The following is a 26,430-nucleotide window of genomic DNA, read 5'->3' as shown; positions in this document are numbered from 1 at the left end:
ATTGATCTCTTACTTGCCGCGATTGACAACCAAGAGAGCTAAATCTTTTAATGCTTGTGCAGATGCACCAAAACTATCCAAGCTAGCGATTGCTGTTTCTTGCAACTCTTTAGCCTGCTTCTGTGCATAGTCTAAACCCATCAAGGTCACGTAGGTCGGCTTATTAGCAGCAGCGTCCTTGCCAGCCGTCTTACCCAAGGTTTGACTATCCGCGGTGGCGTCCAGCACATCATCCACAATCTGAAAGGCTAATCCCAGGGACTTTGAGTAACTTTTCAAATGCGCCATTTGCGCTGGATTTAGGTGGGCAGTAATACCGCCTAATTCCACAGCGCATGACAACAAAGCTCCTGTTTTCATAGCATGCATTTGCTTTAGACCATCCAGGTCTAATTTCTTGCCAACACTTTCTAAATCAATTGCCTGACCACCCGCCATGCCGCGTGAGCCAGAGGCAGCCGCTAATGCAGAAATCATGTTGAGGCGAACTTGCGCATCACCATTTGCATTGGCCAAGATTTCAAAAGCGCGCGTTTGTAATGCATCCCCAACGAGTAATGCTGTTGCTTCATCAAAAGCTTTGTGCACTGTCGGACGACCGCGACGTAAGTCATCATCATCCATGCATGGCAAATCATCATGTACCAATGAATAAGCATGAATACACTCAATTGCTACAGCCGCAGCATCCAATGATTCGCTACTTTCGGCGTTATTGCCAAGTTGACCTGCGGCATAAACTAATAAAGGACGAATACGCTTGCCGCCACCTTGCGCTGTGTAACGCATAGCCTCATGTAAACGATGCGGCGTAGTTTGCGCGGAATCGAGCAAGCGATCTAACGCCAACTCAGTTCGCTCGGAGTGATAGGTAATCCACTCCTGAAATTGAAAAGCAGTGCCCAATTAAGCCTCGAACAATCGCACTTGTTGCTCAACTTGAGCCAACATTCCCTGACAATGTTTTAGCAAGGCTGCGCCTCGTTGATAGGCTAACAAGGTTTCTTCTAGGGAAAATTTGCCAGATTCCATATCGGAAATGAGCTTTTCAAGCTCTTTAACGGCTTGCTCATAGCGTAAATCGGGGTCAATTTGGACCTCAAGACCGGGTTTTTGACTCTCTGACTTCTTGGCTGGCATAAGCTGGATTCCTTGGTATTTCCCACACGGACAGCCCTATATATTAAAGCGAGAAGCCGTTTGGATGGGTATAATCCACCCCTTCCTTTCCAATATCGATCCGTCGATGGTTGGATTGGTTATTCCGCTTAGCTTCGGCTGACGTTTTCGGGGGTGGGGAGAATGACTAATCTGGCTACCGCGCAGAAGCTTGCGCCGTCCAATTTGCAATTGCCGGTTTCGGCATATTTTGACGCTGACCTGTATCAGCGGGAAATCGAACTGCTTTTTAAGCAGGGGCCCGGCTATGTTGGTCACGAATTGATGGTGCCTGAAATGGGCTCCTATCAAACTTTAAGCGCAGAAAACGAAGGTCGCATACTTGTTCGCAATGAGTCTGGCGTAGAACTCCTTTCCAATGTTTGTCGCCATCGTCAAGCATTGATGCTCAATGGTCGCGGTAAAGCTGACAATATTGTTTGCCCATTACATCGCTGGACTTATGACTTAGGCGGCAATTTATTAGGTGCCCCTCACTTTGAAGATAAGCCTTGTTTAAATCTTGGCAAATCCCCTTTACAAAATTGGCAAGGACTCCTATTCGAAGGTCCACGCGACGTACGCACTGACCTCGCCAAACTGGGCGTTGCCGATGACCTCAAATTTGAAGGTTACGTTCTTGACCATGTTGAAGTACATGAATGCAACTACAACTGGAAAACATTCATCGAGGTTTATCTCGAGGACTATCACGTTGTGCCATTTCATCCAGGCCTTGGAAAGTTTGTTTCTTGCGAAGATCTACACTGGGAGTTCGGCGATTGGCATAGCGTTCAAACCGTTGGCATTCACAAAGATTTACAAATTCCAGGCTCACCAACCTATCGCAACTGGCATGAAGCTGTACTTCGTCAATTTGACGGCAAAGCCCCACGCCATGGTGCCATCTGGCTTACCTATTACCCCAATGTCATGGTGGAGTGGTACCCAGGCGTTCTGTGCGTATCAACACTGCACCCTATGGGTCCCAGCAAAACACGCAATATTGTTGAGTTCTACTATCCAGAAGAAATCGCTTTGTTTGAGCGTGAATTTGTGGAAGCAGAACGTGCTGCTTATATGGAAACTTGCATCGAGGATGATGAAATTGCTGAGCGCATGGATCAGGGCCGAGCAGCCCTACTTGCCCGCGGCATTAATGAAGTAGGCCCATATCAGAGCCCAATGGAAGATGGCATGCAACATTTTCATGAGTGGTATCGCCGGGTCATGAACTTCGAAGACGCATAATCAAAACGAACTTTACGGTTTTATTAATACCCTTTATTAATAACCCCCATCACTAAAAATAGGAAGCATCATGACTCCTCTAATCTCAGCTAACCAGTTAGAAGAAATCATTAATAGCGGTGAAAATGTATTGCTCTGTGACTGTCGCTTTGATTTAGTCGACCCACTGATCGGCAAAAAATCCTACGAAGAAAGTCATATTCCTGGTGCCATTTATGTAGACCTCGATAAAGATCTCTCAGGAAACAAGACTGGCACGAACGGCAGACATCCCCTGCCCAGTCCAGAAGCCTGGGCTAAAACTAAAACGCGCTTGGGCATTAACCCCAATACCTTAGTAGTTACCTATGACAAACAAGGCTCAGTGTATGCCAGCCGTTTGTGGTGGATGCTCAAGGCAACAGGACACGCTAATGTTCGAGTGCTAGATGGTGGCTTAGATTCTTGGAATGGTCCTATGGGCTCTATTCCAAAATCGCCTAGCCCTTGCACCGAAGCTATTGGAGCGATGCCTTATGCGGGCCTAGTTCTAGTTGATGAAGTGGCGGCTAATCTAGAGACAAAGAAAAACAAAATCATCGATGCACGCACTGAAGATCGCTTTCATGGTCAAAATGAAACGCTGGATCCAGTTGGCGGGCATATTCCCGGTGCAATGAATCGCTTCTTCAAAAATAATCTCAATGCGACTGCATTCAAAACTCCTGAGCAGTTATTCAAAGAATTTTCAGCATTCCTCGGGACCACTAAAGCTTCTGAAGTTATTCACCAATGTGGATCTGGCGTCACTGCCTGCCATAACCTTCTAGCGATGGAGCTTGCTGGCTTTAAAGGCTCACGCCTGTATGCAGGTAGCTGGAGCGAATGGTGCGCAGACCCCAAAAGGCCTGTTGAACTTTAAAACTTGTTAGTGCAATAGGGACAGCAGGATCACAAACCCTACGCCACAAGCAATCAAGACCGTCTGACGTAAAGACTCGACCCAGTGTGGGCGACGGTGCATTTGCGGGATGAGATCACTCACCGCAATATAAATAAAACTACTAGAAGCGACAACCAATAAATATGGCATCGCTGCATGCGCTTTTTCCAAGAAGAAATAAGCCAATACGCCACCCACTACTGCTGATAAACCGCAGATAAGGTTGTACAACAAGGCTCGTGCACGGGAAAAGCCAGCATTTAACAAGACAATGAAATCACCAATCTCTTGTGGAATCTCATGGGCAATGATGGCAATGGCAGTGAAGATACCCACTTGATAGTCGGCCATAAAGGCTGCAGCAATCAAGATGCCATCTACGAAGTTATGAATGCCATCCCCAACCAAAATCATCCAGCCACTACGCCCAGCATTTTCTGCATCATGCCCATGGTGGTGGTGGTGACCATCACCTTCATGATGATGATCGTGTCGCAGTAAAGCGATCTTCTCAAGCAAGAAGAAACCCAATAACCCAGCAAGCAAAGTAGCAAATAAGAACTGAGGTTTTGCACCTTCCATGCTAAATGCTTCCGGCAAGGAGTGGAGCAAAGCGGTTGCTAGCAAGATGCCGACCGATAGGCTCACCATATTGTTGACCATCTTGGAGAGCATGGCCAAAGAACAGCTTGCAGCCACCAAGACGCTAGCAGTCCCCGCTAACGCAGTCACCAGGAGGATGCTTTGTAAAACAGTCATCGAGCTTATGCCACTCCGTTTTTCTTAAACCAGGCTAGGCACTTTTCCCAACCATCTTTCGCAGGACCTTCACGATAGCTAGCGCGGTAATCAGCATGGAATGCATGGGGGGTATCTGGATAAACCACAAATTCACAAGCCTTGGCAACAGGATTCTTAGGGGCGGCCTGCGCCAAAGCGGCGCGCATTTGATCAATACTCTCCAAAGAAATTCCGGTATCAGCAGCGCCATACAAGCCGAGCACTGGCGCTTTTAAATCAGCAGCAATATCTATAGGATGGCGAGGATTGCCCTCAGTCTTCTCGCCGATGAGACGACCGTACCAAGCTACACCGGCACGCACCTGCGGCAAGGTTGCGGACAACCAAGTAATACGACCACCCCAACAGAAGCCGGTAACACCGACCCGTTTTAAGTCACCGCCATTTTTGCCAGCCCACACTAAAGCAGCCTGTAGATCGTTCAAGACTTGAGCATCCGGAGTCTTGGCCACAATATTAGTCATAATTTCAGCAATGGTGCCGTAAGTATTGGGGTCGCCTGCACGAGCAAAGAACTCTGGGGCAATCGCAAGATATCCCAACTTCGCAAAACGTCTGGTGACATCAGCAATGTATTCGTGCACACCAAAAATCTCGCTCGCCACAATAATGATTGGCAAAGAGCCTTTAGCTTTTTCAGGTCGAGAGACATACGCTGGCAACTGAAAGCTACCAACGGGGATCATCTGCTCACCAGCTTTGATGCCTTTGAAATCGGTTTCAATAGCCGCAGCCATCACAGGCTCAGAGGCTCCCGCAAATCCAACCCCAATAGCAGTCGCGCTAATTGCAGATGTTTTCATAAAATTGCGTCGACTATTTTGAATGTCTTTACTCATTACCTTGTCTCCTGACTTGCATTTCTCATTGAATACTTAGTGCGCTTCTTCCCAATTATCGCCAATCCCAATACTAACCACCAAAGGCACCTTTAACTGGGCGACATTGCACATCAAACCGGGTAATTTAGCTTGCACTAGCTCAAGCTCATCAAAAGGCACGTCTAGCACCAACTCATCATGAACCTGAAGTAAAAGCTTCGTCTTGAGCCGCTCCTTTTCGAGCCAGTCCTCAACGGCGATCATGGCCAATTTAATTAAGTCAGCAGCAGTACCTTGCATTGGGGCATTAATCGCTGCCCGCTCAGCTCCCTGGCGTCGCGGACCATTGGAACCCTTGATTTCTGGCAACCAAAGACGTCGCCCAAAGACCGTCTCTACATAACCATTCTCTCTTGCTTCGAGACGGGTGCGCTCCATATATTGAGCCACCCCTGGATAACGATCGAAGTATTTAGCGATGTAGTTTTGTGCAGCAGAACGCTCAATACCCAGATTGCCGGCTAAACCAAAAGCACTCATTCCGTAAATCAGGCCAAAGTTAATGACTTTGGCGTAACGACGTTGCTCAGCATTAACATCATCTAATGGGACACCAAAAATCTCTGCTGCCGTGGCTTGGTGAACGTCTTTACCTTCTTTAAATGCCGTTAATAGATTTTTATCTTCGGCAATATGCGCCATGATGCGCAACTCAATTTGGGAATAATCCGCTGACAATAATTTGCATCCGTCTGCTGGAATAAAGGCCTCACGAATACGACGACCCTCTTCTGTGCGCACTGGAATATTTTGCAAGTTTGGATCGCTTGATGCCAGGCGACCTGTAACTGCAGTAGCTTGAGAAAAGTTCGTATGAACGCGACCCGTCTTGGGATCGGCCATGCGAGGAAGCTTCTCAATATAGGTGGACATTAGCTTTGCCAAACTGCGGTAATCCAAAATGCGCGCAGGCAAGGGATAGTCTTCCGCTAGCTTCTGCAACACTTCCTCATCGGTAGAGGGTGCACCTGAAGGCGTCTTTTTAATTACCGGAAGCTCAAGTTGTCCAAATAAAATTTCTGCGATCTGCTTAGGTGACTGAATATTAAATGGCTGACCTGCTAGCTTGTGAATTTCGCCTTCTAACTCAAGCAAACGTTTGCCCACCTGCTGGCCTTGTTTGGCCAATAATGCTGAATCAATCCGAATACCGTTACGCTCCATGATGCCGAGCACACGCATAGCGGGCATTTCTACCTTTTCATAGATATAGAGCAAGCCTGAGTTTTCCTGAATCTGTGGCCATAACTCCAAATGCAGACGCAAAGTAATATCGGCATCTTCTGCCGCATAGTCTGTTGCAATTTGGAGATCGACTTGATCAAAACCAATCTGGTGGACGCCTTTGCCGCACACCTCTTCATAGCGAATGGTTTTCATGCCCAGATGGCGTTCAGCCAAGCTGTCCATATTGTGGGGCATGTGCGACTCGAGCACATATGACTCTAGCAAGGTATCGAATGCAACACCCTTTAAGGTAATGTCATAGTTTGCAAAGATATGAGCATCGTACTTTAAGTTTTGACCTACTTTTAAATGCGTTGCGCTTTCTAACCAAGGCCTCATGCGCGCAAGCACTAAGTCACGATCAAGTTGTACATCACCGTTGCGGTGAGCAACTGGAATGTAACAAGCTTCACCCGGCTTTACTGATAAAGAAATTCCAACAAGTTCTGCCGCAAGCGCATCAAGACTAGTAGTTTCCGTATCAACTGCCGTTAACTCAGATGCCTCAATCTTCTTAAGCCACTTCTCTAAACTCGCTTCGTCCACGACGCATTCGTAGTGACGCTCGACCGCATCTTGTGAGTCTCGAGTTTCTTGTGACAAATCTTTAGTCGGCGAGCCAGCAATCACGCGTGTCTTTTTTTCTTTATCTGCTCCGCCCTCAGAGGAAGAAATTGGGCTACCTGCCAAATCAAAGCTTGCTGGCTCAGCCTTACTATCCGGGCTTGTGAGCTGCTTTTCCACGTCACGCAACCAAGTCTTAAATGCATAGCGCTCAAATAATTCACGTAATAAAGGCGCGTCTTCAGACTTGGCATGCAAGTCATCTAAGCTTGGTAAATGGGGCGATAAATCACAATCGGTTTTTACCGTAATGAGTTGACGAGCTTGCGGCAACCAAGGAAGCGTAGCGCGCAAGTTTTCACCAACTACGCCTTTAACTTGATCGGCATTTGCCATCAAGTTATCGAGATTACCAAATTCCGCTAGCCATTTATTGGCCGTCTTTGGTCCCGCCTTCGGAACACCTGGCACGTTATCGACGGTATCGCCGATGATAGATAAATAATCCACAATCAATTCTGGTGGTACGCCAAACTTTTCTTTGACACCTTCGATATCTAGCTTTTCATTTGTCATCGTATTGATGAGGGTGACTGAAGGATTTACCAGTTGCGCCAAATCTTTATCGCCCGTGGAGATGATGGTTTCCCAACCCGCTTGCGTAGCTTGGCAAGCCAAAGTCCCAATGACGTCGTCCGCCTCAACGCCGGAGACCATCAATACGGGCCATCCTAAAGCCTTCACCATGGCATGAATTGGCTCAATCTGTTTAACCAAATCCTCAGGCATGGGGGAGCGATGCGCCTTGTATTCTGAGTACATTTCGTCGCGGAAGGTCTTCCCTTTAGCATCAAAAACACAGGCAATATGGTCGGCCTTAAGCTCAGATCGGGCCCGGCGCATCATATTCACCATGCCATAAATAGCCCCAGTAGGCTCTCCAGCCCCATTTCTGAGGTCTGGCATGGCGTGGAAGGCGCGATAGAGGTAGCTAGAGCCGTCTACCAACAAGAGTCTATGTTTAGTCATACCGCAATCGTACAATCTAGTTGTGAATTGCCTACAGGTCTGGTTAGGGAACCGACCGAGAGTAGGCTTGAAAAGGTGAAAAAATGCATTATTTAACGAACTTAATTAGCCGCTCAATGAGTCAAAGCCTAACCCTAATGAGTTTTTTGGTGGTTTTTGGACTTTTTGGCACCACTTCAGCCCACGCTCAGAATAACAGCCAGGCACTGAGCCCATCAGAATTAAACCGTATCAATAGTCAGCCACTCGCACCTGCTGTGAGCGCAAGTGGGGCGACATCCAACCCTGAGCAACGCAAGCCAAACTATCAATACCGAGACAAAAACGGCACCACCGTTACCGAATATAAGGATGTCAATTCTCCAACACAGGTAGATGTAAAAACGCCATACACCAGCTATGAAATGGCACCACCCACATCTGTGATGCCAGGACCTCCAAAAGATACAGATCTGATCAGCGTTCCTAGCGTCAGCATTCCCTTTTAATTTAAAAAGCATTTACTGATTTATGGCTGTATTTACCCCGATTGAGCTTGAAGATATTTCTCAATGGATTACTCAAGACTTTGATATCGGCCAAGCCACTGAAATTCGTGGCATTCATGGTGGTATTGAAAACTCTAATTTTTTCTTAGATACCACCAAGGATGGCAAGAAGCGGGAATATGTTTTAACAATCTTTGAAAGATTGTCTGCGGAACAACTTCCTTTCTATTTAGAGTTAATGCGCCACCTGGCAAACAAAGGTGTGCCTGTACCCAAGCCGATTGAAAACAAACAGGGCAACATTCTCTTTACCCTCAAAGGCAAGCCGGCAGCCATTGTTACCAAGCTACCAGGCCTTTCCAGACTCCAACCAGAAGCCAATCATTGCGCTCTTGTTGGCGGGATGCTAGCGAAGATGCATTTGGCTGGAAAGGATTTTCCAAAGTCCCAAGAGAATCTTCGTAGCCTTGCTTGGTGGCAGAAAACAATACCTTCGGTATTGCAACATTTAAGCACGCCCCAGAAAGAACTCATTACTCATGAGTTAAAAACTCAAGAGGAATTTTTTGCCTCAGGCACCTATGATGGATTGCCGCAAGGGGCGAGTCATTGCGATCTCTTCCGCGACAATGTTTTATTTGACCCCAAAGGATCTGATGTCTCTCAAGATCAATTGGGCGGCTTCTTTGATTTTTACTTTGCCGGCACTGATAAATGGCTATTTGATATCGCCGTCACCGTCAATGACTGGTGTCTTGCTGATAACAAGCAAGATTTAGATCCTATTCGCTTAGACGCGTTCATGAAAGCCTATCAGTTGGTTCGCCCTCTCACCAAAGAAGAGCAAGTTAGCTGGCCACTCATGTTGCGTGCAGCAGCTTTACGCTTCTGGGTTTCAAGACTCTGGGACTTCTATTTGCCGCGTGATGCGCAGATGCTTACCCCGCATGACCCTACGCACTTTGAACGTATTCTTTTAAGTCGCCGCTCACTATGAAACTGAATTCCGTAGCACCCAAAGAAGGCTACACCTGGATTAGACAAGGCATCTGGCTCTTTAAACAAAATCCCTTGGGCTTTTTAATGCTGGTCTTTATGTACGTCTTTGCAGCGCAGCTAGCAGTCGTCGTTCCAGTGATTGGCGTCTTTGCAGTGCTTCTGCTCACGCCAACTCTTTCAGTTGGATTCATGACGGCTTGCCGCCAAGGCATTCAAAAGGAGCGCATTAGGCCGATGGTCTATTTGATAGCCCTGCGGTCTGGCCCTATCGTGCGAAAAAGAATTCTGCAATTAGGTCTGGTGTATGCCGGCATGATTTTGTTGCTCAGCTTTATCTTAAGTCTCTTAGTTGACTTTGAATTACTGCTTCCACTGATGACTAGTGATAAACCTATCACGCCCGAGGCTTTGCGTCAGGTTTACTTGGTGCTTTGCTTTGGCGCGATACTGTACATACCAGTAGCGATGTTGATGTGGTTTTCACCAGTCTTGGTTGCATGGACCGATATGTCTATGCCACAAGCACTCTTCTCTAGCGCATTAGCGTGCTGGGCCAATAAAGCCGCATTCTTTCTGTATCTAGCTATTTGGAGCGCCATTCTGATTGCCATTCCGCTAACAGTGGGAATGATTTTTGATGCGCTTGATCTGGGGCAGGCAGCCTCGTTCATCATCGCCCCGATTTCCATGGCGGGTTTGACAATAATGCACTGCTCTTTTTATGCGACTTGGAAAGCTTGCTTCACAGAAGATGAAGTGGTGTTGCCTGTTTAATTGATTTATCAGTCAATCGCAGCAAGCTTCGCAATACTCAGCTGTAACCACTTGATGCCATGACGCTTGAAATTAACCTGCGCCCTTGCATCGGCATCTACGCCTTCTAAACCAGTCACGCGCCCTTCACCGAACTTCGTATGAAAGACATTCTGCCCAATGGTGAATGGATAATTGCCACGAGGTGGGGAGGCCAGTCTTTTCACTTCCATCGAAGCTGAGCCAACTCGCTTCGCCGGTCTTTGACGTTCAGAACCTGAATCAAAAAAATCATTCGACTCATATTCGCGTTGACGGGTATAACCATCTTGCCAAGTAGATCCTGATCTTGAGTTTCCACCGCCCCAGCGTGCATCTCTTGCTTTAGGAGTAAGCCATTTCAATGAATCGGATGGGAGCTCTTCTAGGAAGCGGGAAGGCATGTTGTAGCGTACTTGGCCATGCAGCATACGAGATTGGGTGTGTGAGAGATACAGTCGCTCCTTCGCACGCGTAATCGCCACATACATCAGACGACGCTCTTCTTCTAAGCCATTCTGCTCGTTCACACTGTTCTCATGCGGGAATAAACCTTCCTCGAGACCGGTAATGAACACCGAAGTGAACTCTAAGCCTTTTGCTGAGTGCACTGTCATCAGTTGGACGGCATCTTGCCCTGCTTGGGCTTGATTGTCACCAGCCTCCAATGAAGCATGGGATAAGAAGGCCGCCAAAGGTGAAACCTCTACAACGCCTGGAGCATTCTCTCCCGGCAACATTGCAGCGGCTGCGTCTTGACCGTAACCTTCTTCGGCAATAAAGGCAGTGGCAGCGTTAATCAATTCTTGTAAGTTCTCGACGCGATCCTGTCCTTCGCGCTCAGAGAGGTAATGCTGAATCAAGCCACTATGCTGAATTACAAATTCGACTGTTTCTGGCAAAGTGTTGTGACGCGTAGCTTCACGCATGTGATCTACTAAACGCACAAATCCACTAAGTGCGGCGCCGGCTTTGCCTTCTAAAGTAGAGGCAGCTAAATATAAAGAACACTGTTGTGCTCTGGCAGCATCTTGTAAGGCTTCGATTGATCTTGCACCAATTCCACGGGTTGGAAAATTCACGACTCGAGAGAATGAAGTGTCGTCATTCGGATTTTCGAGCAAGCGTAAGTATGCGAGTGCATGTTTAATTTCAGCACGTTCGAAGAAGCGCAAACCGCCATACACACGATACGGAATACCCGCAGAAAATAATGCGTGCTCAATAATGCGTGACTGGGCATTACTACGATAGAGCAAAGCTACTTCAGTACGCTTGATACCACTATTGACTAAAGCCTTGATTTCGTCCACCAGCCAAGCGGCTTCGGCATGATCGCTCGGTGCTTCATAGATACGGACTGGCTCGCCATGACCAGCATCCGTTCGCAGGTTTTTACCCAGGCGCTCAGAGTTATTCGCAATCAGGTGATTTGCCGTATCTAAAATATGGCCGTGTGAGCGATAGTTCTGCTCTAACTTCACCATCAATGGGTGATATTGCTTTTCATAGAGACGCATATTTTCAACGTCGGCGCCACGGAATGCATAAATACTTTGATCATCATCCCCCACCGCAAAAACGGAACTACTACCCATGCCACTGACATTGATGCGACTTGCGTCATGACCCGATAACAATTTAAGCCATGCATATTGCAAAGCATTGGTATCTTGAAACTCATCAATCAAAATATGACGAAAGCGCTCTTGATAGTGAGTCCGAATCGCCTCGCTATGTTTGAGTAATTCATAACTGCGCAATAAGAGTTCAGCAAAATCCACCACACCTTCGCGCTGACATTGTTCATCGTAAGCCGCATACAGTTGCGCCATCTTGGCTTGGAAGTCATCGCCCAGCGCTAAATCTTTTGCGCGTTGACCGCGCTCCTTGGCGTGGGCAATAAAGTATTGCAACTGCTTTGCAGGATATTTTTCATCATCGACTTTTAAGCCCTTTAAAAGGCGCTTAATTGCAGAGAGCTGATCTTGGGTATCCAAGATTTGGAAAGTCGACGGTAAACCCGCTTCCTTGTGATGAGCACGCAATAAACGGTTACAAAGACCATGAAAGGTGCCAATCCACATCCCACGTGTATTAATCGGCAGCATGGCACTGAGACGCAGCATCATCTCTTTGGCAGCCTTATTGGTGAAGGTCACCGCTAGGACGCCAATAGGGGATACCTGGCCGGTCTGAATCAACCAGGCTATACGGGTGGTGAGGACGCGGGTCTTGCCGCTCCCTGCCCCAGCCAAAATCAAGGCTGACTGGGCTTGGCCATTTTCGTGGACGGGCGGGAGGGTCACTGCCTCGCGCTGTTCTGGATTGAGGTTCGCGAGCAAGTCTGAGTACATCAGCCCAATTATAATTTGCCTCTTATGCCAAATGCCTCAAATACCCCTAATTCACCAGCGGCCAGCTCAGCGGACGAGCTCGCCAAATCCTACGAACCCGCCCCGATAGAGGCCTACTGGGGTCCAGAGTGGGAACGTCGAGGTATCGCCGACTCGACTATGGATGAGGGCAAGGGTGACTTTTCTATTCAGCTGCCACCGCCTAATGTGACCGGCACCCTGCATATGGGTCACGCATTCAATCAAACCATCATGGATGGCTTGGTACGTCATGCGCGCATGTCAGGCAAAAATACTTTATGGGTACCGGGCACCGATCATGCCGGTATTGCGACTCAAATTGTTGTGGAGCGTCAACTCGATGCGCAAAAAGTTTCTCGCCACGACTTAGGCCGCGACAAGTTTTTAGAAAAAGTATGGGAGTGGAAAGAAACTTCCGGCAACACGATTACCCGCCAAATTCGTCGCTTAGGTGCTTCGATCGATTGGGGCAAAGAATATTTCACGATGGACAGTAAGATGTCCAAGGCAGTTGTCGAAGTATTTGTCCGCCTACATGAACAAGGTTTGATTTACCGCGGTAAACGCTTGGTGAACTGGGATCCTGTTTTGGGTACGGCAGTTTCTGATTTAGAAGTAGTGAGCGAAGAAGAAGATGGATCGATGTGGCATATACGCTATCCATTAACCGATGGCTCTGGCCACCTCACTGTTGCCACTACACGTCCAGAAACCTTATTAGGCGACGTTGCTGTCATGGTGAACCCAGAAGATGAGCGCTACAAGCATCTTATCGGCAAGTCAGTAAACTTGCCTTTGTGTGATCGCCAGATCCCCGTGATTGCTGATGACTATGTTGATTTGAACTTTGGCACTGGAGTTGTGAAGGTAACTCCCGCACATGACTTTAATGACTATGCAGTAGGTCAACGTCATCAACTACCCATGATCAACATCCTCACTTTGGATGCCAAAATTAATGAGAATGCTCCAGCCGCCTATCAAGGCATGGAAAGATTCGCAGCACGCAAACAAGTAGTTTCTGATTTAGAGGCTGCTGGTTTATTGGAAAAAGTTCAGCCACATAAATTAATGGTGCCACGCGGTGATCGCACCCAAACCATCATTGAACCAATGCTCACTGACCAATGGTTTGTGGCGATGTCTAAACCTAGTCCCGATAATAAGTATCAACCAGGCTCCTCGATTGCTGGTGCTGCCTTGGATGCGGTAACCAAAGGTGATATCAAGCTGGTTCCAGAGAACTGGATCAATACCTATACTCAGTGGTTAGAAAATATTCAAGACTGGTGCATCTCCCGTCAACTCTGGTGGGGTCATCAAATCCCCGCTTGGTATGGCGATGATGGACAAATTTTTGTCGGTCGCTCTGAGGAAGAGGCTAAAACGAAAGCTGCTGCCGCTGGATACACTGGCAAACTCAACCGTGACCCTGACGTTCTGGATACTTGGTTCAGCTCTGCGCTCGTACCATTTAGCTCTTTAGGTTGGCCAGAAGAAACGCCTGCTTTAAATCACTTCCTACCTTCATCTGTTTTGGTGACTGGTTTTGACATCATCTTCTTCTGGGTAGCACGCATGGTTATGATGACCTGCCACTTCACTGGAAAAGTACCATTCCACACTGTCTATGTGCATGGCCTAGTGCGCGATGCTGAAGGTCAGAAGATGAGCAAGTCCAAAGGCAACACTTTGGACCCAATCGATTTGATTGATGGCATCAAGATTGAGGAGTTGGTAGGCAAGAGAACTACCGGCCTCATGAATCCAAAACAAGCCGAGAGTATTAGCAAGAAAACAAAAAAAGAGTTTCCAGATGGCATTCCTGCGTTTGGCACTGATGCCCTGCGCTTTACTTTTGCCTCTTTGGCTTCGCTGGGTCGCAATATTAACTTTGATCAAAAGCGTTGCGAAGGCTATCGCAATTTCTGTAACAAACTTTGGAATGCCACTCGCTTTGTGCTCATGAATTGCCCTGGTGGCGATGAAGACAATGGCTTTGCACCTTGTGATAACCAATGCGGTCCTGATGGCTATTTGGATTTTTCACCAGCTGATCGTTGGATCGTTTCACAACTCCAAAGAACTGAAGCCGAAGTGGCCAAAGGCTTTGAAGCTTATCGCTTTGATAATATTGCCAGCAGCATTTACCAATTTGTTTGGGATGAGTATTGCGATTGGTATCTAGAGCTTGCTAAGGTGCAATTGCAGACTGGCACTCCAGCACAACAACGCGCCACTCGCCGTACCCTCTTGCGCGTTTTGGAAACTATTTTGCGCATGGCGCATCCTTTAATTCCATTTATTACCGAAACGCTTTGGCAGACTGTTGGCCCTAAATCTGGAAAAGTTTTAGCCCAGCAAGAAAAACAAACCATTGCGCTCCAACCTTATCCTGTTGCTCAGCCTGAAAAGATTGATGAGAAGAGTGAAGCCTGGGTTATGCAGATCAAAGCAATTGTGGATGCCTGCAGAAATCTTCGTGGCGAGATGCAGGTTCCTCCTGGTCAAAAAGTGCCTCTCTGGATCTGCGGTCCAAAAGAGTTCCTGGAAAAAGCGACGCCTTATCTTATGGCCCTTGCTAAATTAACTGAGGTCAAAATCTACAGCGATGAATCTGCTTTAGAGAAAGATGCCCCCGGTGCCCCAATTGCTTTGGTGGGCGATATCAAACTACTACTCAAGATTGAAGTAGATGTTGCTGCTGAGCGTATTCGTCTTGGCAAAGAAATTGAGCGTCTAGCTAATGAAATCAATAAAGCCAAGGGTAAATTAACCAACGAAAGCTTCGTGGCACGTGCGCCAGCTGAGGTTGTTGCCCAAGAAAAACAGCGTCTTGCAGGCTTTGAGCAAAATCATGAGAAGCTTGTTGCACAATTAGAGCGTCTCAAATAAAAGCAGTTAAATAGAGCGATTGGAAGTTATATGCCATTAAAAACTAAAGCGGTCACCAAAGCAGTTTTCCCAGTCGCAGGCTTAGGCACGCGCTTTTTGCCAGCTACCAAGGCAAGCCCAAAAGAGATGCTCAATGTGGTTGATAAACCACTTATTCAATACGCCGTTGAGGAAGCGATTGCTGCAGGCATCACTGAAATGATTTTTGTTACCGGTCGCAGCAAACGCGCTATTGAAGATCACTTTGATAAAGCGTATGAACTTGAAGCCGAGTTAGAAGCTAAAAATAAACAAGCTTTGCTTGATATCGTTCGCAACGTTAAACCCAGTCATGTAGATTGTGTATATGTGCGTCAACCTGAAGCGCTTGGCTTAGGTCACGCAGTATTGTGCTCAGAAAAATTGGTTCGCGATGAACCATTCGCCGTCATCTTGGCTGATGACCTATTAGACGGACAACCTCCAGTTCTTAAGCAAATGCTGAAGGTGTTTGAGGAGCAAAATGGCTCGGTACTTGCGGTAGAAAAAATTGATCCCGCAAAGAGTAGCTCCTATGGAATTGTTTCTGGATCTGAAGTAACTAAGGGCATTTATCGCCTAGACGGCATAGTAGAAAAGCCACAACCGAAAGATGCGCCATCTAATTTAGCAGTGGTTGGTCGTTACGTTCTGTCCTCTGACATCTTCGCCCATATTCGCAATCTCAAACCAGGTGCGGGCGGTGAAATTCAACTCACCGATGCAATTGCCGCATTACTAAAAGAAGAGCCAGTATTCGCTTACGAGTACGATGGCGTGCGCTATGACTGTGGCAGTAAATTAGGCTATCTCAAGGCCTCCGTGGAATTTGCCCTGCGTCACCCAGAGGTTTCAGCAGACTTTGCCGCTTATCTCAAGAGCCGCTCTTTAATGTAATCGTTTTTGAGTTTGAATAAAAAAGGCAGAGATTAATCTCTGCCTTTTTGTTTGATCCCTTACCAAGAGGTATGAGCGTCAGAATTTTTCTTATCTGCGCTTCATAAAGAAAACCAACACATCACCTTCGGTAGTGCTTGCAAGCAACTCATTACCAGTTTGCTTGGCAAATGCAGGGAAATCATGAGCGGCGCCCGCATCGGTTGCCTTAATCTTTAAGACTTCACCCGACTGCATCGTTGCCAATGCTTTTTTAGTACGCAAGATAGGCAATGGGCAGTTCATACCAATCGCATCTACCTCTGCATTAAAGGCAATATTTACTGGTTCACTCATTTGCTTGCTATCCAGTCTTTAACGCCGTCCAAGGCCTCACCCAGCTTACTAGGATCAGTTCCGCCGGCCATCGCCATTTCTGGTTTACCGCCGCCTTTACCGCCCACTTGTTGGGCAACAAAGTTCACGAGATCGCCTGCCTTTACTTTGCCAATCGAATCAGCCGTCACGCCTGCGATCAAACTCACCTTATCACCCTGCACCGAGGCCAACACAATGGCAGCAGTCTTCAACTTTGCCTTGAGAGCATCCATGGTTTCACGAAGCACGCCAGCATCAGCGCCATCAAGTCGAGCAGCAATGACTTTAATGCCATTCACATCGATGGCTTGACCTGCTAACTCATCGCCCTGGCTGGCAGCTAACTTAGAGTTCACTTTTTCTAAATCGCGCTCCGCTTGACGCAGGCTTTCTTGAAGTTGCGCAACGCGATTGACCAAATCACCAGGGTGGGTTTTGAGAATCGCCGCAGCTTCATTGATCTTGTCTTCCAAACCTTGCAAGAAATGCAGCGCGTTATTACCGGTCACAGCCTCAACGCGGCGGATACCAGCGGCAACACCGCCCTCCGAAACAATCTTCAAGCTACCGATATCGCCGGTGCGACCTACGTGAGTGCCGCCACAGAGCTCTTTAGAAGAGCCGATCTCCAGCACACGCACTTCAGCGCCATACTTCTCACCAAAGAGCATCATGGCGCCAGTCTTTTGGGCATCATCCAAAGACATGACCTTGCCTGAAGTAGCGGTATTTTCCAGAATCTCTTGATTCACAATATCTTCAATGCGACGAATTTGCTCAGCCGTAATAGGTGCGTTGTGAGTAAAGTCGAAACGGGTCTTAGTGGCATCTACCAATGACCCTTTTTGTTGCACATGATCGCCCAGCACTTCACGTAAGGCTTTGTGCAAGATATGAGTAGCGCTGTGGTTACGCATCGTGTCGGTTCTTTGCTGCACATCTACCAAGGCATTAAGCGCATCGCCGACCTTAAGCTCGCCCTCATGTACTTCGCCTTGATGGCCAAATACATCAGCCTGAATCTTGAAGGTGTCATCCACTGAGAAGCGCACAGTTTCATTACGCAACTCACCTTTATCGCCTACTTGGCCACCAGATTCCGCATAAAAAGGCGTGTTATCTAATACGATCACCGCTGCATCGCCAGCCTTCACTGAGGCGACCTCAGAGCCATCCACATAAAGGGCTGTGACTTTGGCGCCTTCATGCTTTAAGGTGTCATACCCATGAAATTGCGTAGGCTTACCCTTGTAATCAAGCCCTTGAGCTACCTTGAATTTGCCTGCGGCTCTTGCTTGATCACGTTGCTTCTGCATCGCCACTTCAAAACCTTCGGCATCAACAGTAACGCCACGCTCACGACAAACGTCAGCGGTTAAATCCAATGGGAAACCAAAAGTGTCATGCAAACGGAAAGCAGTTTCTCCATCGACTACTTTTGCGCCGCCAGCTAAAGCACCATCCAAAATTTCCATGCCATTAGCAATCGTTTGGAAGAAGCGCTCTTCTTCTTGCTTAATGACTTCACTGACTTTGTCTTGTGCGGCGCGCAACTCTGGATAGGCTTCGCCCATCTCTTTGACAAGCGCAGGCACCAACTGATAAAAGAATGGTTTACGTGCCCCTAACTTATAACCATGACGAATCGCGCGACGCGCAATGCGACGCAATACATAACCACGACCGGCATTACCTGGAATGACGCCATCAACGACAATGAAGCTACATGCGCGGATATGGTCTGCAATCACTTTGAGTGATGGGCTTTGTGCATCACAGTTTTCACCACCCGCCGCATCAACCGCATCCTTAGAAGCCTTAAGGAGATTGACGAAAAGGTCGATCTCATAATTGGAGTGAACATGCTGCAACACTGCTGCAATGCGCTCAAGACCCATGCCTGTATCAACGCTAGGCTTAGGTAGCGGATGCATTACACCGGCCTCATCGCGGTTGTACTGCATGAAGACGTTATTCCAAATTTCGATGAAGCGATCACCATCTTCATCAGGACTTCCAGGAGGGCCGCCAGGAATATGCTCACCGTGATCGTAGAAAATTTCAGTGCAAGGTCCGCAAGGGCCTGTGTCACCCATCATCCAAAAATTATCCGATGCGTAACGCGCGCCCTTGTTATCCCCAATGCGAATAATGCGATCGGCGGGCACACCAATTTGCTTATTCCAAATGTCATAAGCCTCGTCATCTTCAGCATAGACAGTGACTAGGAGTTTTTCTTTTGGCAACTGGAAAACTTGGGTCAATAAATCCCAGGCAAATTGAATAGCGTCCTTCTTGAAATAATCTCCAAAAGAGAAATTACCCAACATTTCAAAAAAGGTATGGTGACGCGCGGTGTATCCGACGTTATCCAAGTCATTGTGCTTTCCACCGGCTCGGATGCATTTCTGAGCAGTGGTCGCGCGGTTATAAGGGCGCTTATCAAAGCCCAAAAACACATCTTTAAACTGATTCATGCCTGCATTAGTAAATAGCAGGGTTGGGTCATCCCCTGGCACTACTGGGCTGGAAGGGACGATTTGGTGACCTTTTTGGGCAAAGAAGTCCAGATAGGCCTGGCGAATTTGGGATACTTTCATGGCAATAATTATCGCATTGGCACCTGTCTAGGGCAAACCCTAGACAAGATCCCCGTATCCTGGCTTACAATCGCTCAACATCAATAAATCGACAAATAAGTCGGTAATTAAGGAGCGCAACTTGGAAATCCGTAATCAAAAAGATTTTGGGGCCGGCCTAATGTATATGGTCATTGGTCTCTTTTTTACCTTCATGGCTACCCAGTACCCAATGGGAACTCCCGCCAAAATGGGGCCTGGATACTTCCCCTTCTGGCTTGGCCTAGTTATGACAGCCCTGGGCTTAATAATCCTAGTGAAGTCACTCAGTGCCAAAGCAGCGATTGAAAAAATCCCTCCTTTCAACTGGAAGGTCATTGGCCTCATTACTGGATCCGTCATTGCATACGGCGCCCTCCTACCAACGATGGGCTTTATCGTAGCGGTCTTCGTTTTGGTATTTATGTCAGCCAGCGCAAGTCATGAATTTCATTGGAAAGGCACTTTAATCAATGCCACATTTCTAATTGTTTTCACTTATTCGGTATTCGTTTTGGGTCTGAAATTGCAGTTCCCATTACTGCCTTTCTTTCTTCAATAACGTACCGGGATACTGAAAATGGACTTATTTGCTAATTTAGCTCTCGGTTTTGATACCGCGTTTACATTACAAAATCTTCTTTACTGTCTGATCGGCTGTGTATTGGGAACCCTGATTGGCGTGTTGCCAGGCTTGGGTCCAATCGCCACGATTGCCATGTTATTGCCAGCTACTTATGCCTTGCCTCCAATCGCTGCATTGATTATGTTGGCTGGTATTTACTACGGCTCACAGTACGGTGGCTCTACAACAGCGATTCTGTTGAACATCCCAGGAGAAACATCCTCGGTGGTTACGGCGATCGATGGCTACCAAATGGCCAGAAATGGTCGAGCTGGTGTTGCATTGTTCACTGCCGGCATGGGTTCATTCTTTGCGGGTTGCGTGGCAACTTTAGTGTTGGCCGCTTTTGCTGCACCCCTCTCACAGTTGGCATTTAAATTTGGGCCCGCTGAATATTTCTCTCTCATGGTCTTGGGTTTGATTGGTGCAGTGGTCTTAGCATCCGGCTCTCTGATCAAAGCGATCGGCATGATCGTCTTGGGTCTTCTAATGGGCTTGATCGGCACCGACGTTAACTCGGGTGTATCGCGTTATGCGTTTGATATTCCTGAATTAAGTGACGGTATTGGTTTCGTAGCTGTTGCTATGGGTGTATTCGGTTTCGCAGAAATCATGGGCAACCTTGAGAAGACCGATGAGGACGAAGGCTTCCTCAATAAGATGACCACCATGATTCCTACCAAGGAAGACGTCAAACGCATGATTCCGTCTATCTTGCGTGGTACTTTTATTGGCTCAATTTTAGGCATCCTGCCAGGCGGAGGAGCAGCCTTGGCATCTTTCGGCGCCTACTCTGTCGAGAAGAAATCCTCCAAATACAGCCATGAGTTTGGTAAAGGTGCGATTGAGGGTGTAGCTGGTCCAGAGTCAGCAAATAATGCTGCTGCTCAAACATCATTTATTCCTTTACTTACCTTAGGTATCCCACCAAACGCGGTAATGGCATTAATGGTTGGCGCGATGACGATTCATAACATTCAACCAGGTCCTCAGGTAATGACAAGCAACCCTGCTTTGTTCTGGGGTCTGATCGCTTCCATGTGGATTGGTAACGTGATGTTGATTCTCTTGAACTTGCCCTTGATTGGTATCTGGGTAAAGTTACTGAAGATTCCTTATCGCTTCATGTACCCAGCCATTCTGGTTTTCTGCTGTATCGGCGTCTATACCGTAAACAACACTGTATTTGACGTATACGTGACCGCTGCCTTCGGCATCATTGGTTACCTCTTTTTCAAACTGGGTTGCGAACCGCCTCCATTGCTTTTGGGCTTCGTACTTGGACCAATGATGGAAGAGAACTTCCGCCGCGCATTATTGTTATCCCGTGGCGATTTCACTACCTTCTTGACTCGTCCACTTTCCTTGGGATTACTGATTGCATCAGCACTCTTGGTGGTCATGGTTACCTTGCCGGCAGTCAAGAAGACTCGCGAAGAGGCGTTTGTCGAAGACTGATTGTCTTAGACCTACCGGAAACGAGCCCGCAGCTGTTTGCGGGCTTTTTCTTTATGGGCCGGGGTTTTCTCTACAATGTGGCTATGTCCCAAGATAGCAAACCCTCCAAAGCAAATGCCGGCGCTGTAGCCGAATCGTCTAATTTCTTGCGTCAGATCATCGATCATGATTTGGCAAGCGGGGCTTTTGCACAGCGCACCAATCTTGCTGGGGAATCTATCCCATCGATCATCACCCGCTTTCCACCAGAACCTAATGGCTACTTACATATTGGTCACGCTAAAAGCATTTGTCTGAACTTTGGATTAGCTGCTGATTACAACAATCAAGCTGGGGGTGCGCGCTGCAATATGCGTCTAGATGACACCAACCCAGTTAAAGAGGATGTGGAATACGCCGACAGCATTTTGGATGCAGTGAAGTGGCTAGGTTTTGATTGGGGAACCCATCTTTATCACGCAAGCGACTACTTTGACAAACTCTATGAGTTTGCTGAAATCTTGATTCAGAATGGCAAAGCGTATGTCGATAGCCAAAGTGCTGATGACATTCATGCCAATCGAGGTAACTTTGGCCAAGCTGGAAAAAATAGTCCTTACCGCGATCGCAGCCCAGAAGAGAATCTCTCCTTGTTCCGCGAAATGCGTGATGGGAAGTTCAAGGATGGCGAGCATGTATTGCGCCTGAAAATTGACATGACGCATCCCAACATTGTGATGCGTGATCCCGTGGTTTACCGCATCCGCCATACCGATCACCACCGCACTGGCAGCAAATGGTGCATTTACCCTTTATATGACTTCACACATTGCATCTCTGACGCATTAGAGAATGTCTCCCACTCCATCTGCACACTAGAGTTCGAGAACAACCGCCCCTTGTACGATTGGATTGTGAATTCATTAAAAGAATTGGGTGTCTTTAAGGACCCGGTGCCACATCAATATGAGTTCGCACGCCTCAACCTGACTTACACCATCACCAGCAAACGTAAGTTACTGCAGCTTGTAGAAGAAAAGCATGTTGAGGGTTGGGATGATCCTCGAATGCCAACCATCGTAGGCATTCGTCGCCGTGGTTACACTCCTGAAAGTATTCGCTTATTTTGCGAGCGCATTGGTGTCTCTAAAGCTGATAGCTGGATTGATATGAGCACCCTTGATCAAGCATTACGCGATGATCTAGAAGTCAGGGCTCCACGCGCTACTGCGGTACTCAAACCACTCAAGCTCGTAGTGGAAAACTTTGATGCCTCAGTAAAAGAAGCATGCTCTGCTCCACGCCATCCGAATCAACCCGAGTGGGGCAATCGTGAATTTCATTTCACGCGCGAACTGTGGATTGAAGCAGACGACTTTATGAAGGAACCCATCAAGGGATTCTTCAGACTTTATCCACCGATTGGAGATCAGCCTGGTAGCCGTGTTCGCTTACGCCATGGCTTTGTAGTGGAATGCACTGGTTTTGAAACCGACGCACAAGGGAATGTTACCCAAGTCAACGTGACACACTTTCCCGATAGCAAGAGCGGCACCGCTGGCTCTAATAACTACAAGGTCAAGGGCAATATTCACTGGATTAGCGCGGCTGAAGCGATTCCTGCAGAAGTGCGTCTATACGATCACCTGTTTAGCGACCCCCACCCAGATAGTGGTGACAAGAATTTCTTAGAATCGATCAATCCAAATTCAAAGCAAACAATTGCCGCTTACTTAGAACCCTGCATGAAAGATGCCAAAGCAGAAGATCAATTCCAGTTCGAGCGTCACGGCTACTTTGTTGCAGACAAGAATGACTCCAAACCTGGCAAACCAGTATTCAACCGTACTGTTGGCCTCAAGGATTCCTGGAAATAGTTTTTAGAAAATGTCCTACGCTGGGATAGCGTAGCGGTGTTTTTAATTCCGGTAGGCGCTGATTGGTAACCCTGCGTGACTCGCGCATAAAGGACCAAAGCATCGGACTAACAATTTTTTGCAACTCGCCGCCAGGCAATCTGGCTGGCCTTTCCAGACCAAAAGCATCCGCCACTTCATCAAAGTAATCACCCATTTTGGTCTCGCCACCATCACAGGCATTAATGATGCGCTGGGGTTTGCCGTGATAAACCGCTGCACACACTAACCTTGCCAAATCATCGCTGTGAATATGATTGGAATAAGCATCTTCCTCTGGCAGCAATGCGGGTGTTTGCGCCTGAAGCCTCTCAATCGGCAAGCGGTCTGCCGCATAAATTCCCGGGACGCGCAAAATAGTCAAAGTCACTCCATGGGCGGGCGCCCATAAACGGAGAATTCTCTCGGCATCCACCCTTCTTTGCGCACGCTCACTTTGGGGGTTTACTGGGGTAGCCTCACTCACCTTTCCACCCCTATGATCACCGTAAACACCCGTGGTGCTGATATAAATCAGGCGCCTGACGGCATTGGAGCCTTGGGCTAAAATTCGGAGAAGGTTGCGGGTTCGGCAATCACGATTTCCACCATTTTGCGGTGGCGCTAGATGAATGACGGTTTGAGCTAAACCGCTAAGGCGCCATAAAGACTCTGGATGATCCAGATTACCCAAAATAGGAATCGCGCCAACCGCCCTCAACTCCTGAAAGCGATTTTGTTGAGAAGTGAGCGCAAAGACACGGTGGCTTCGCGAAAGTTGTTTGGCTACCCGAAGACCGATGTCTCCGCAGCCAATGATCAGGATTGAAGGCTTACCAAAAGATTGCATAAGTGACATCGTAACGATTTATTGAAAGGAATGAGAGTGTCTTATCAGGTCACGCTCAAAACGAGCGGCAAACAATTTACTGTCAATTCAGATGAAAATCTTCTGGAGGCCGCTCTTCGTCAAGGTATCAACCTGCCCTATGGCTGCAAAAATGGTGCCTGTGGCTCTTGCAAAGGTAAAGTTTTAGAAGGTCAAGTCACTCATGGCCAGCATAGTGAAAGCGCTCTGAGCAAGGCCGATGAGACTGCGGGTGGCATTCTGTTTTGCTGCTCCCATCCCCAATCAGACCTGCTGATTGAAGCTCGTGAAGTCCAAGGAGCGGGCGATATTGCGATTCGTAAGGTGCCTTGCCGAGTCAACGCGATTACCAAACCTAGTGGTGATGTCGCCATTCTCAAGCTTCAATTACCCGCTGCAGAACGCTTTCAGTTCTTAGCTGGGCAGTATTTGGAGTTTCTCCTTAAGGATGGCCAACGCCGCGCTTACTCAATCGCCATCGCGCCTGAGCAAGAAGGTCCGCTTGAGTTGCATATTCGTCATTTGCCAGGCGGCCTCTTTACTGACTTTGTGTTTGGTGCCATCACGCCCGCATTAAAAGAAAAAGATATTCTTCGTTTTGAAGGTCCCTTGGGGAGCTTTTTCTTAAGAGAAGATTCTAAGAAACCAATTATTTTTGTTGCAGCTGGCACGGGCTTTGCCCCAATCAAATCCATCATCGAACAAATGCGGGCGAAAAAGATTCATCGACCCATTCATTTGTATTGGGGTGGCCGTCGCCCTAGTGATCTGTATTTAGATGATTTGTGCAAAGCCTGGGAAAAAGAAATTGCTGACTTTAAATACATCCCAGTGATTTCAGATGCCTTTGCAGAGGATGGCTGGCAAGGTCGCACTGGCTTTGTGCATCAAGCTGTGATGACTGACCATCCTGATATGAAGGGCTTCCAGGTCTATGCCTGTGGCGCCCCAGTCATGGTCAATGCCGCCAGAAATGACTTCTCATCCAAGTGTCAATTACCAGAGGAGGAGTTCTTTGCTGACTCCTTCACCAGCGCGGCTGATGTAGCCACCGCATAAGTCCTGCGCCATAAAACCCATTCGGTTAGATAATAGAAACTTCATTTCACCCTGTCACCCTCACCCCTTAAATCAGCATGAATAAGCCAACCCAGACGATCGATACCCACTCAGTCATGTTTATTACACCGCGCCCTGATGTGATCATGGTCGAAGGTAAGGGTTCATGGCTCACTGATAACAATGGGAAACGCTATTTGGATTTCTTGCAAGGCTGGGCCGTTAATTGCTTAGGTCACTGCAACCCAGGAATGATTGAGGCGCTCAATAAACAAGCGAAGACGCTCATTAATCCTAGTCCGGCATTCTTTAACGAACCGATGATTGCCTTATCCAATCTACTGACTGAGAACAGTTGCTTTGACAAAGTCTTCTTTGCCAATAGCGGAGCTGAAGCGAATGAAGGCGCCATTAAATTAGCGCGCAAATGGGGCCAACTCAATAAATCTGGCGCATTTGAGATCATCACGTTTGATCACAGCTTTCATGGCCGCACACTAGCCACAATGAGCGCCTCTGGAAAGCCAAACTGGGACACGATGTTTGCTCCGCAAGTAGCAGGCTTTCCTAAAGCGGATTTAAATGATTTAGAGTCAGTTAAGAAACTTGTGACCGACAAAACCGTTGCAGTCATGCTTGAACCCGTGCAAGGCGAGGGTGGCGTGATTCCAACGACTCAAGAATTTATGCGTGAACTACGTAAGTTCACTAAAGAAAATAATATTCTGTTAATTGCCGATGAAGTACAGGCTGGTTGCGGCCGTACCGGCGCGCTCTTTGCTTACCAAAACTACGGCATCGAGCCAGACATCATGACTTTGGGCAAAGGTATTGGTGGAGGCGTTCCTCTAGCAGCCCTATTGGCAACAGATGCGGTAGCTTGCTTTGTACCTGGCGATCAAGGTGGAACCTATAACGGCAACCCCCTCATGACTGCTGTTGGTATTAGCGTCATTGAGCAACTGTTAGCCCCAGGTTTTTTAGATAGCGTCAAAGCTAAAGGTGAATTACTTAAGTCTGAATTACTCAAGCTTTGCGCAGAATTTAACCTTGAAGGTGAGCGTGGCGAAGGATTACTGCGCGCATTGATGCTTGGAAAAGATATTGGCCCAAAACTGGTTGATCTTGCCAGAGATCGCAGCTCCGAAGGATTGTTGATTAATTCACCAAGACCAAACTTGTTGCGCTTTATGCCTGCTTTAAATGTATCTGATGATGAAATTCGTCAGATGTGTAATATGCTGCGTGAGCTGTTAAAGCAAGTCGACTAA

21 protein-coding genes are annotated in these 26,430 nt (G+C 47.6%); 12 read left to right on the top strand and 9 right to left on the bottom strand.

Features of this window, described 5'->3' with window-relative positions; all coding sequences use genetic code 11:
• Window positions 1-9: 9 nt before the first annotated feature.
• Together VC182_RS08260 and xseB are read right to left on the bottom strand one after the other, a co-directional pair.
• The gene (locus VC182_RS08260) at window positions 10-906 is read right to left on the bottom strand and encodes a farnesyl diphosphate synthase (protein WP_323485026.1); all 897 of its coding nucleotides are present in this window, start codon (window positions 904-906) and stop codon (window positions 10-12) included.
• A complete protein-coding gene (gene xseB / locus VC182_RS08255; RefSeq protein ID WP_323485025.1) occupies window positions 907-1,140 on the bottom strand; it encodes an exodeoxyribonuclease VII small subunit in 234 nt (77 codons plus the stop codon). It abuts the gene before it with no gap.
• 162 nt (window positions 1,141-1,302) lie between these two features.
• Between xseB and VC182_RS08250 the strand changes: the two genes are divergently transcribed.
• Both VC182_RS08250 and VC182_RS08245 read left to right on the top strand, forming a co-directional pair.
• Entirely contained in the window at window positions 1,303-2,409 is a 1,107-nt protein-coding gene (locus VC182_RS08250; RefSeq protein ID WP_072582861.1) for an aromatic ring-hydroxylating oxygenase subunit alpha, read from the top strand.
• Between the two features lie 70 nt (window positions 2,410-2,479).
• A complete protein-coding gene (locus tag VC182_RS08245; RefSeq protein ID WP_323485024.1) occupies window positions 2,480-3,310 on the top strand; it encodes a sulfurtransferase in 831 nt (276 codons plus the stop codon).
• A gap of 6 nt (window positions 3,311-3,316) precedes the next feature.
• Here VC182_RS08245 and VC182_RS08240 read toward each other — a convergent pair whose 3' ends face one another.
• The 3 genes from VC182_RS08240 to polA are packed head-to-tail and all read right to left on the bottom strand — an operon-like array spanning window position 3,317 to window position 7,833.
• On the bottom strand, window positions 3,317-4,099 hold the full coding sequence (locus VC182_RS08240; RefSeq protein WP_072582859.1) for a ZIP family metal transporter: 783 nt from the start codon (window positions 4,097-4,099) through the stop codon (window positions 3,317-3,319).
• The gene (locus VC182_RS08235; protein WP_072582858.1) at window positions 4,096-4,971 is read right to left on the bottom strand and encodes a dienelactone hydrolase family protein; all 876 of its coding nucleotides are present in this window, start codon (window positions 4,969-4,971) and stop codon (window positions 4,096-4,098) included. The genes VC182_RS08240 and VC182_RS08235 overlap by 4 nt, the downstream gene beginning before the upstream one ends.
• A 36-nt stretch (window positions 4,972-5,007) precedes the next feature.
• A complete protein-coding gene (gene polA / locus VC182_RS08230) occupies window positions 5,008-7,833 on the bottom strand; it encodes a DNA polymerase I (RefSeq protein ID WP_323485023.1) in 2,826 nt (941 codons plus the stop codon).
• Between the two features lie 116 nt (window positions 7,834-7,949).
• Between polA and VC182_RS08225 the strand changes: the two genes are divergently transcribed.
• Genes VC182_RS08225 through VC182_RS08215 form a run of 3 tightly spaced genes read left to right on the top strand, consistent with a single transcriptional unit; the run spans window position 7,950 to window position 10,094 of the window.
• Window positions 7,950-8,321, top strand: a complete 372-nt coding sequence (locus VC182_RS08225; RefSeq protein ID WP_237767737.1) for a hypothetical protein — start codon at window positions 7,950-7,952, stop codon at window positions 8,319-8,321.
• 22 nt (window positions 8,322-8,343) lie between these two features.
• Window positions 8,344-9,318 (top strand): homoserine kinase, encoded by a 975-nt coding sequence (locus VC182_RS08220; RefSeq protein ID WP_323485022.1) that lies wholly within the window; start codon window positions 8,344-8,346, stop codon window positions 9,316-9,318.
• Window positions 9,315-10,094, top strand: a complete 780-nt coding sequence (locus tag VC182_RS08215; protein WP_323485021.1) for a BPSS1780 family membrane protein — start codon at window positions 9,315-9,317, stop codon at window positions 10,092-10,094. Before VC182_RS08220 ends, VC182_RS08215 begins: the two co-directional genes overlap by 4 nt.
• An 8-nt stretch (window positions 10,095-10,102) precedes the next feature.
• Here the strand turns inward: VC182_RS08215 and VC182_RS08210 are convergent, their stop codons facing one another.
• Complete coding sequence (locus VC182_RS08210) at window positions 10,103-12,469, bottom strand: UvrD-helicase domain-containing protein (protein WP_072582853.1); 2,367 nt, start codon at window positions 12,467-12,469, stop codon at window positions 10,103-10,105.
• A gap of 24 nt (window positions 12,470-12,493) precedes the next feature.
• On the opposite strand from VC182_RS08210, the gene VC182_RS08205 reads away from it, so the two are divergent.
• Together VC182_RS08205 and galU are read left to right on the top strand one after the other, a co-directional pair.
• Window positions 12,494-15,385 carry a valine--tRNA ligase gene (locus tag VC182_RS08205; protein ID WP_323485020.1) on the top strand — a complete coding sequence of 964 codons (2,892 nt, stop codon included), beginning with the start codon at window positions 12,494-12,496 and terminating at the stop codon, window positions 15,383-15,385.
• 30 nt (window positions 15,386-15,415) lie between these two features.
• On the top strand, window positions 15,416-16,300 hold the full coding sequence (galU, locus tag VC182_RS08200; protein WP_323485019.1) for a UTP--glucose-1-phosphate uridylyltransferase GalU: 885 nt from the start codon (window positions 15,416-15,418) through the stop codon (window positions 16,298-16,300).
• A 90-nt stretch (window positions 16,301-16,390) separates the two neighbouring features.
• On the opposite strand, the gene VC182_RS08195 is transcribed toward galU, so the two are convergent.
• Together VC182_RS08195 and alaS are read right to left on the bottom strand one after the other, a co-directional pair.
• Entirely contained in the window at window positions 16,391-16,636 is a 246-nt protein-coding gene (locus tag VC182_RS08195; protein WP_216860890.1) for a sulfurtransferase TusA family protein, read from the bottom strand.
• Complete coding sequence (alaS, locus tag VC182_RS08190) at window positions 16,633-19,257, bottom strand: alanine--tRNA ligase (RefSeq protein ID WP_323485018.1); 2,625 nt, start codon at window positions 19,255-19,257, stop codon at window positions 16,633-16,635. The genes VC182_RS08195 and alaS overlap by 4 nt, the downstream gene beginning before the upstream one ends.
• 121 nt (window positions 19,258-19,378) lie before the next feature.
• Here alaS and VC182_RS08185 point away from each other — a divergent pair, with 121 nt between their 5' ends.
• The 3 genes from VC182_RS08185 to VC182_RS08175 all read left to right on the top strand — a co-directional run bounded on the left by VC182_RS08185 (window position 19,379) and on the right by VC182_RS08175 (window position 23,214).
• Entirely contained in the window at window positions 19,379-19,837 is a 459-nt protein-coding gene (locus VC182_RS08185) for a tripartite tricarboxylate transporter TctB family protein (RefSeq protein WP_072582849.1), read from the top strand.
• An 18-nt stretch (window positions 19,838-19,855) separates the two neighbouring features.
• A complete protein-coding gene (locus tag VC182_RS08180) occupies window positions 19,856-21,358 on the top strand; it encodes a tripartite tricarboxylate transporter permease (RefSeq protein WP_072582848.1) in 1,503 nt (500 codons plus the stop codon).
• An 83-nt stretch (window positions 21,359-21,441) separates the two neighbouring features.
• Entirely contained in the window at window positions 21,442-23,214 is a 1,773-nt protein-coding gene (locus tag VC182_RS08175) for a glutamine--tRNA ligase/YqeY domain fusion protein (protein WP_216120419.1), read from the top strand.
• Here VC182_RS08175 and VC182_RS08170 read toward each other — a convergent pair.
• Window positions 23,195-24,091: an SDR family oxidoreductase gene (locus tag VC182_RS08170; RefSeq protein ID WP_237767736.1), complete on the bottom strand. Its 897-nt coding sequence runs from the start codon at window positions 24,089-24,091 to the stop codon at window positions 23,195-23,197. The two genes, VC182_RS08175 and VC182_RS08170, sit on opposite strands and share 20 nt — an antisense overlap.
• Window positions 24,092-24,118: 27 nt before the next feature.
• On the opposite strand from VC182_RS08170, the gene VC182_RS08165 reads away from it, so the two are divergent.
• The gene (locus tag VC182_RS08165) at window positions 24,119-25,159 is read left to right on the top strand and encodes a CDP-6-deoxy-delta-3,4-glucoseen reductase (protein WP_216242593.1); all 1,041 of its coding nucleotides are present in this window, start codon (window positions 24,119-24,121) and stop codon (window positions 25,157-25,159) included.
• Between the two features lie 77 nt (window positions 25,160-25,236).
• Complete coding sequence (locus VC182_RS08160) at window positions 25,237-26,430, top strand: acetylornithine transaminase (protein ID WP_323485017.1); 1,194 nt, start codon at window positions 25,237-25,239, stop codon at window positions 26,428-26,430.

It is taken from the genome of Polynucleobacter sp. AP-Nickl1-40-C4 (assembly GCF_035012665.1).
Lineage (GTDB): Bacteria > Pseudomonadota > Gammaproteobacteria > Burkholderiales > Burkholderiaceae > Polynucleobacter.
This window is presented reverse-complemented; position numbering and strand designations above follow the sequence as displayed.

Bases quoted from the DNA above. Each gene is read 5' to 3' on its own strand.
- xseB (WP_323485025.1), bottom strand. From the start codon at position 1,140: ATGCCAGCCAAGAAGTCAGAGAGTCAAAAACCCGGTCTTGAGGTCCAA.
- VC182_RS08250 (WP_072582861.1), top strand. From the start codon at position 1,303: ATGACTAATCTGGCTACCGCGCAGAAGCTTGCGCCGTCCAATTTGCAA.
- VC182_RS08245 (WP_323485024.1), top strand. From the start codon at position 2,480: ATGACTCCTCTAATCTCAGCTAACCAGTTAGAAGAAATCATTAATAGC.
- VC182_RS08235 (WP_072582858.1), bottom strand. From the start codon at position 4,971: ATGAGTAAAGACATTCAAAATAGTCGACGCAATTTTATGAAAACATCT.
- polA (WP_323485023.1), bottom strand. From the start codon at position 7,833: ATGACTAAACATAGACTCTTGTTGGTAGACGGCTCTAGCTACCTCTAT.
- VC182_RS08225 (WP_237767737.1), top strand. From the start codon at position 7,950: ATGAGTCAAAGCCTAACCCTAATGAGTTTTTTGGTGGTTTTTGGACTT.
- VC182_RS08220 (WP_323485022.1), top strand. From the start codon at position 8,344: ATGGCTGTATTTACCCCGATTGAGCTTGAAGATATTTCTCAATGGATT.
- VC182_RS08215 (WP_323485021.1), top strand. From the start codon at position 9,315: ATGAAACTGAATTCCGTAGCACCCAAAGAAGGCTACACCTGGATTAGA.
- VC182_RS08210 (WP_072582853.1), bottom strand. From the start codon at position 12,469: ATGTACTCAGACTTGCTCGCGAACCTCAATCCAGAACAGCGCGAGGCA.
- VC182_RS08205 (WP_323485020.1), top strand. From the start codon at position 12,494: ATGCCAAATGCCTCAAATACCCCTAATTCACCAGCGGCCAGCTCAGCG.
- galU (WP_323485019.1), top strand. From the start codon at position 15,416: ATGCCATTAAAAACTAAAGCGGTCACCAAAGCAGTTTTCCCAGTCGCA.
- VC182_RS08195 (WP_216860890.1), bottom strand. From the start codon at position 16,636: ATGAGTGAACCAGTAAATATTGCCTTTAATGCAGAGGTAGATGCGATT.
- alaS (WP_323485018.1), bottom strand. From the start codon at position 19,257: ATGAAAGTATCCCAAATTCGCCAGGCCTATCTGGACTTCTTTGCCCAA.
- VC182_RS08180 (WP_072582848.1), top strand. From the start codon at position 19,856: ATGGACTTATTTGCTAATTTAGCTCTCGGTTTTGATACCGCGTTTACA.
- VC182_RS08175 (WP_216120419.1), top strand. From the start codon at position 21,442: ATGTCCCAAGATAGCAAACCCTCCAAAGCAAATGCCGGCGCTGTAGCC.
- VC182_RS08170 (WP_237767736.1), bottom strand. From the start codon at position 24,091: ATGTCACTTATGCAATCTTTTGGTAAGCCTTCAATCCTGATCATTGGC.
- VC182_RS08160 (WP_323485017.1), top strand. From the start codon at position 25,237: ATGAATAAGCCAACCCAGACGATCGATACCCACTCAGTCATGTTTATT.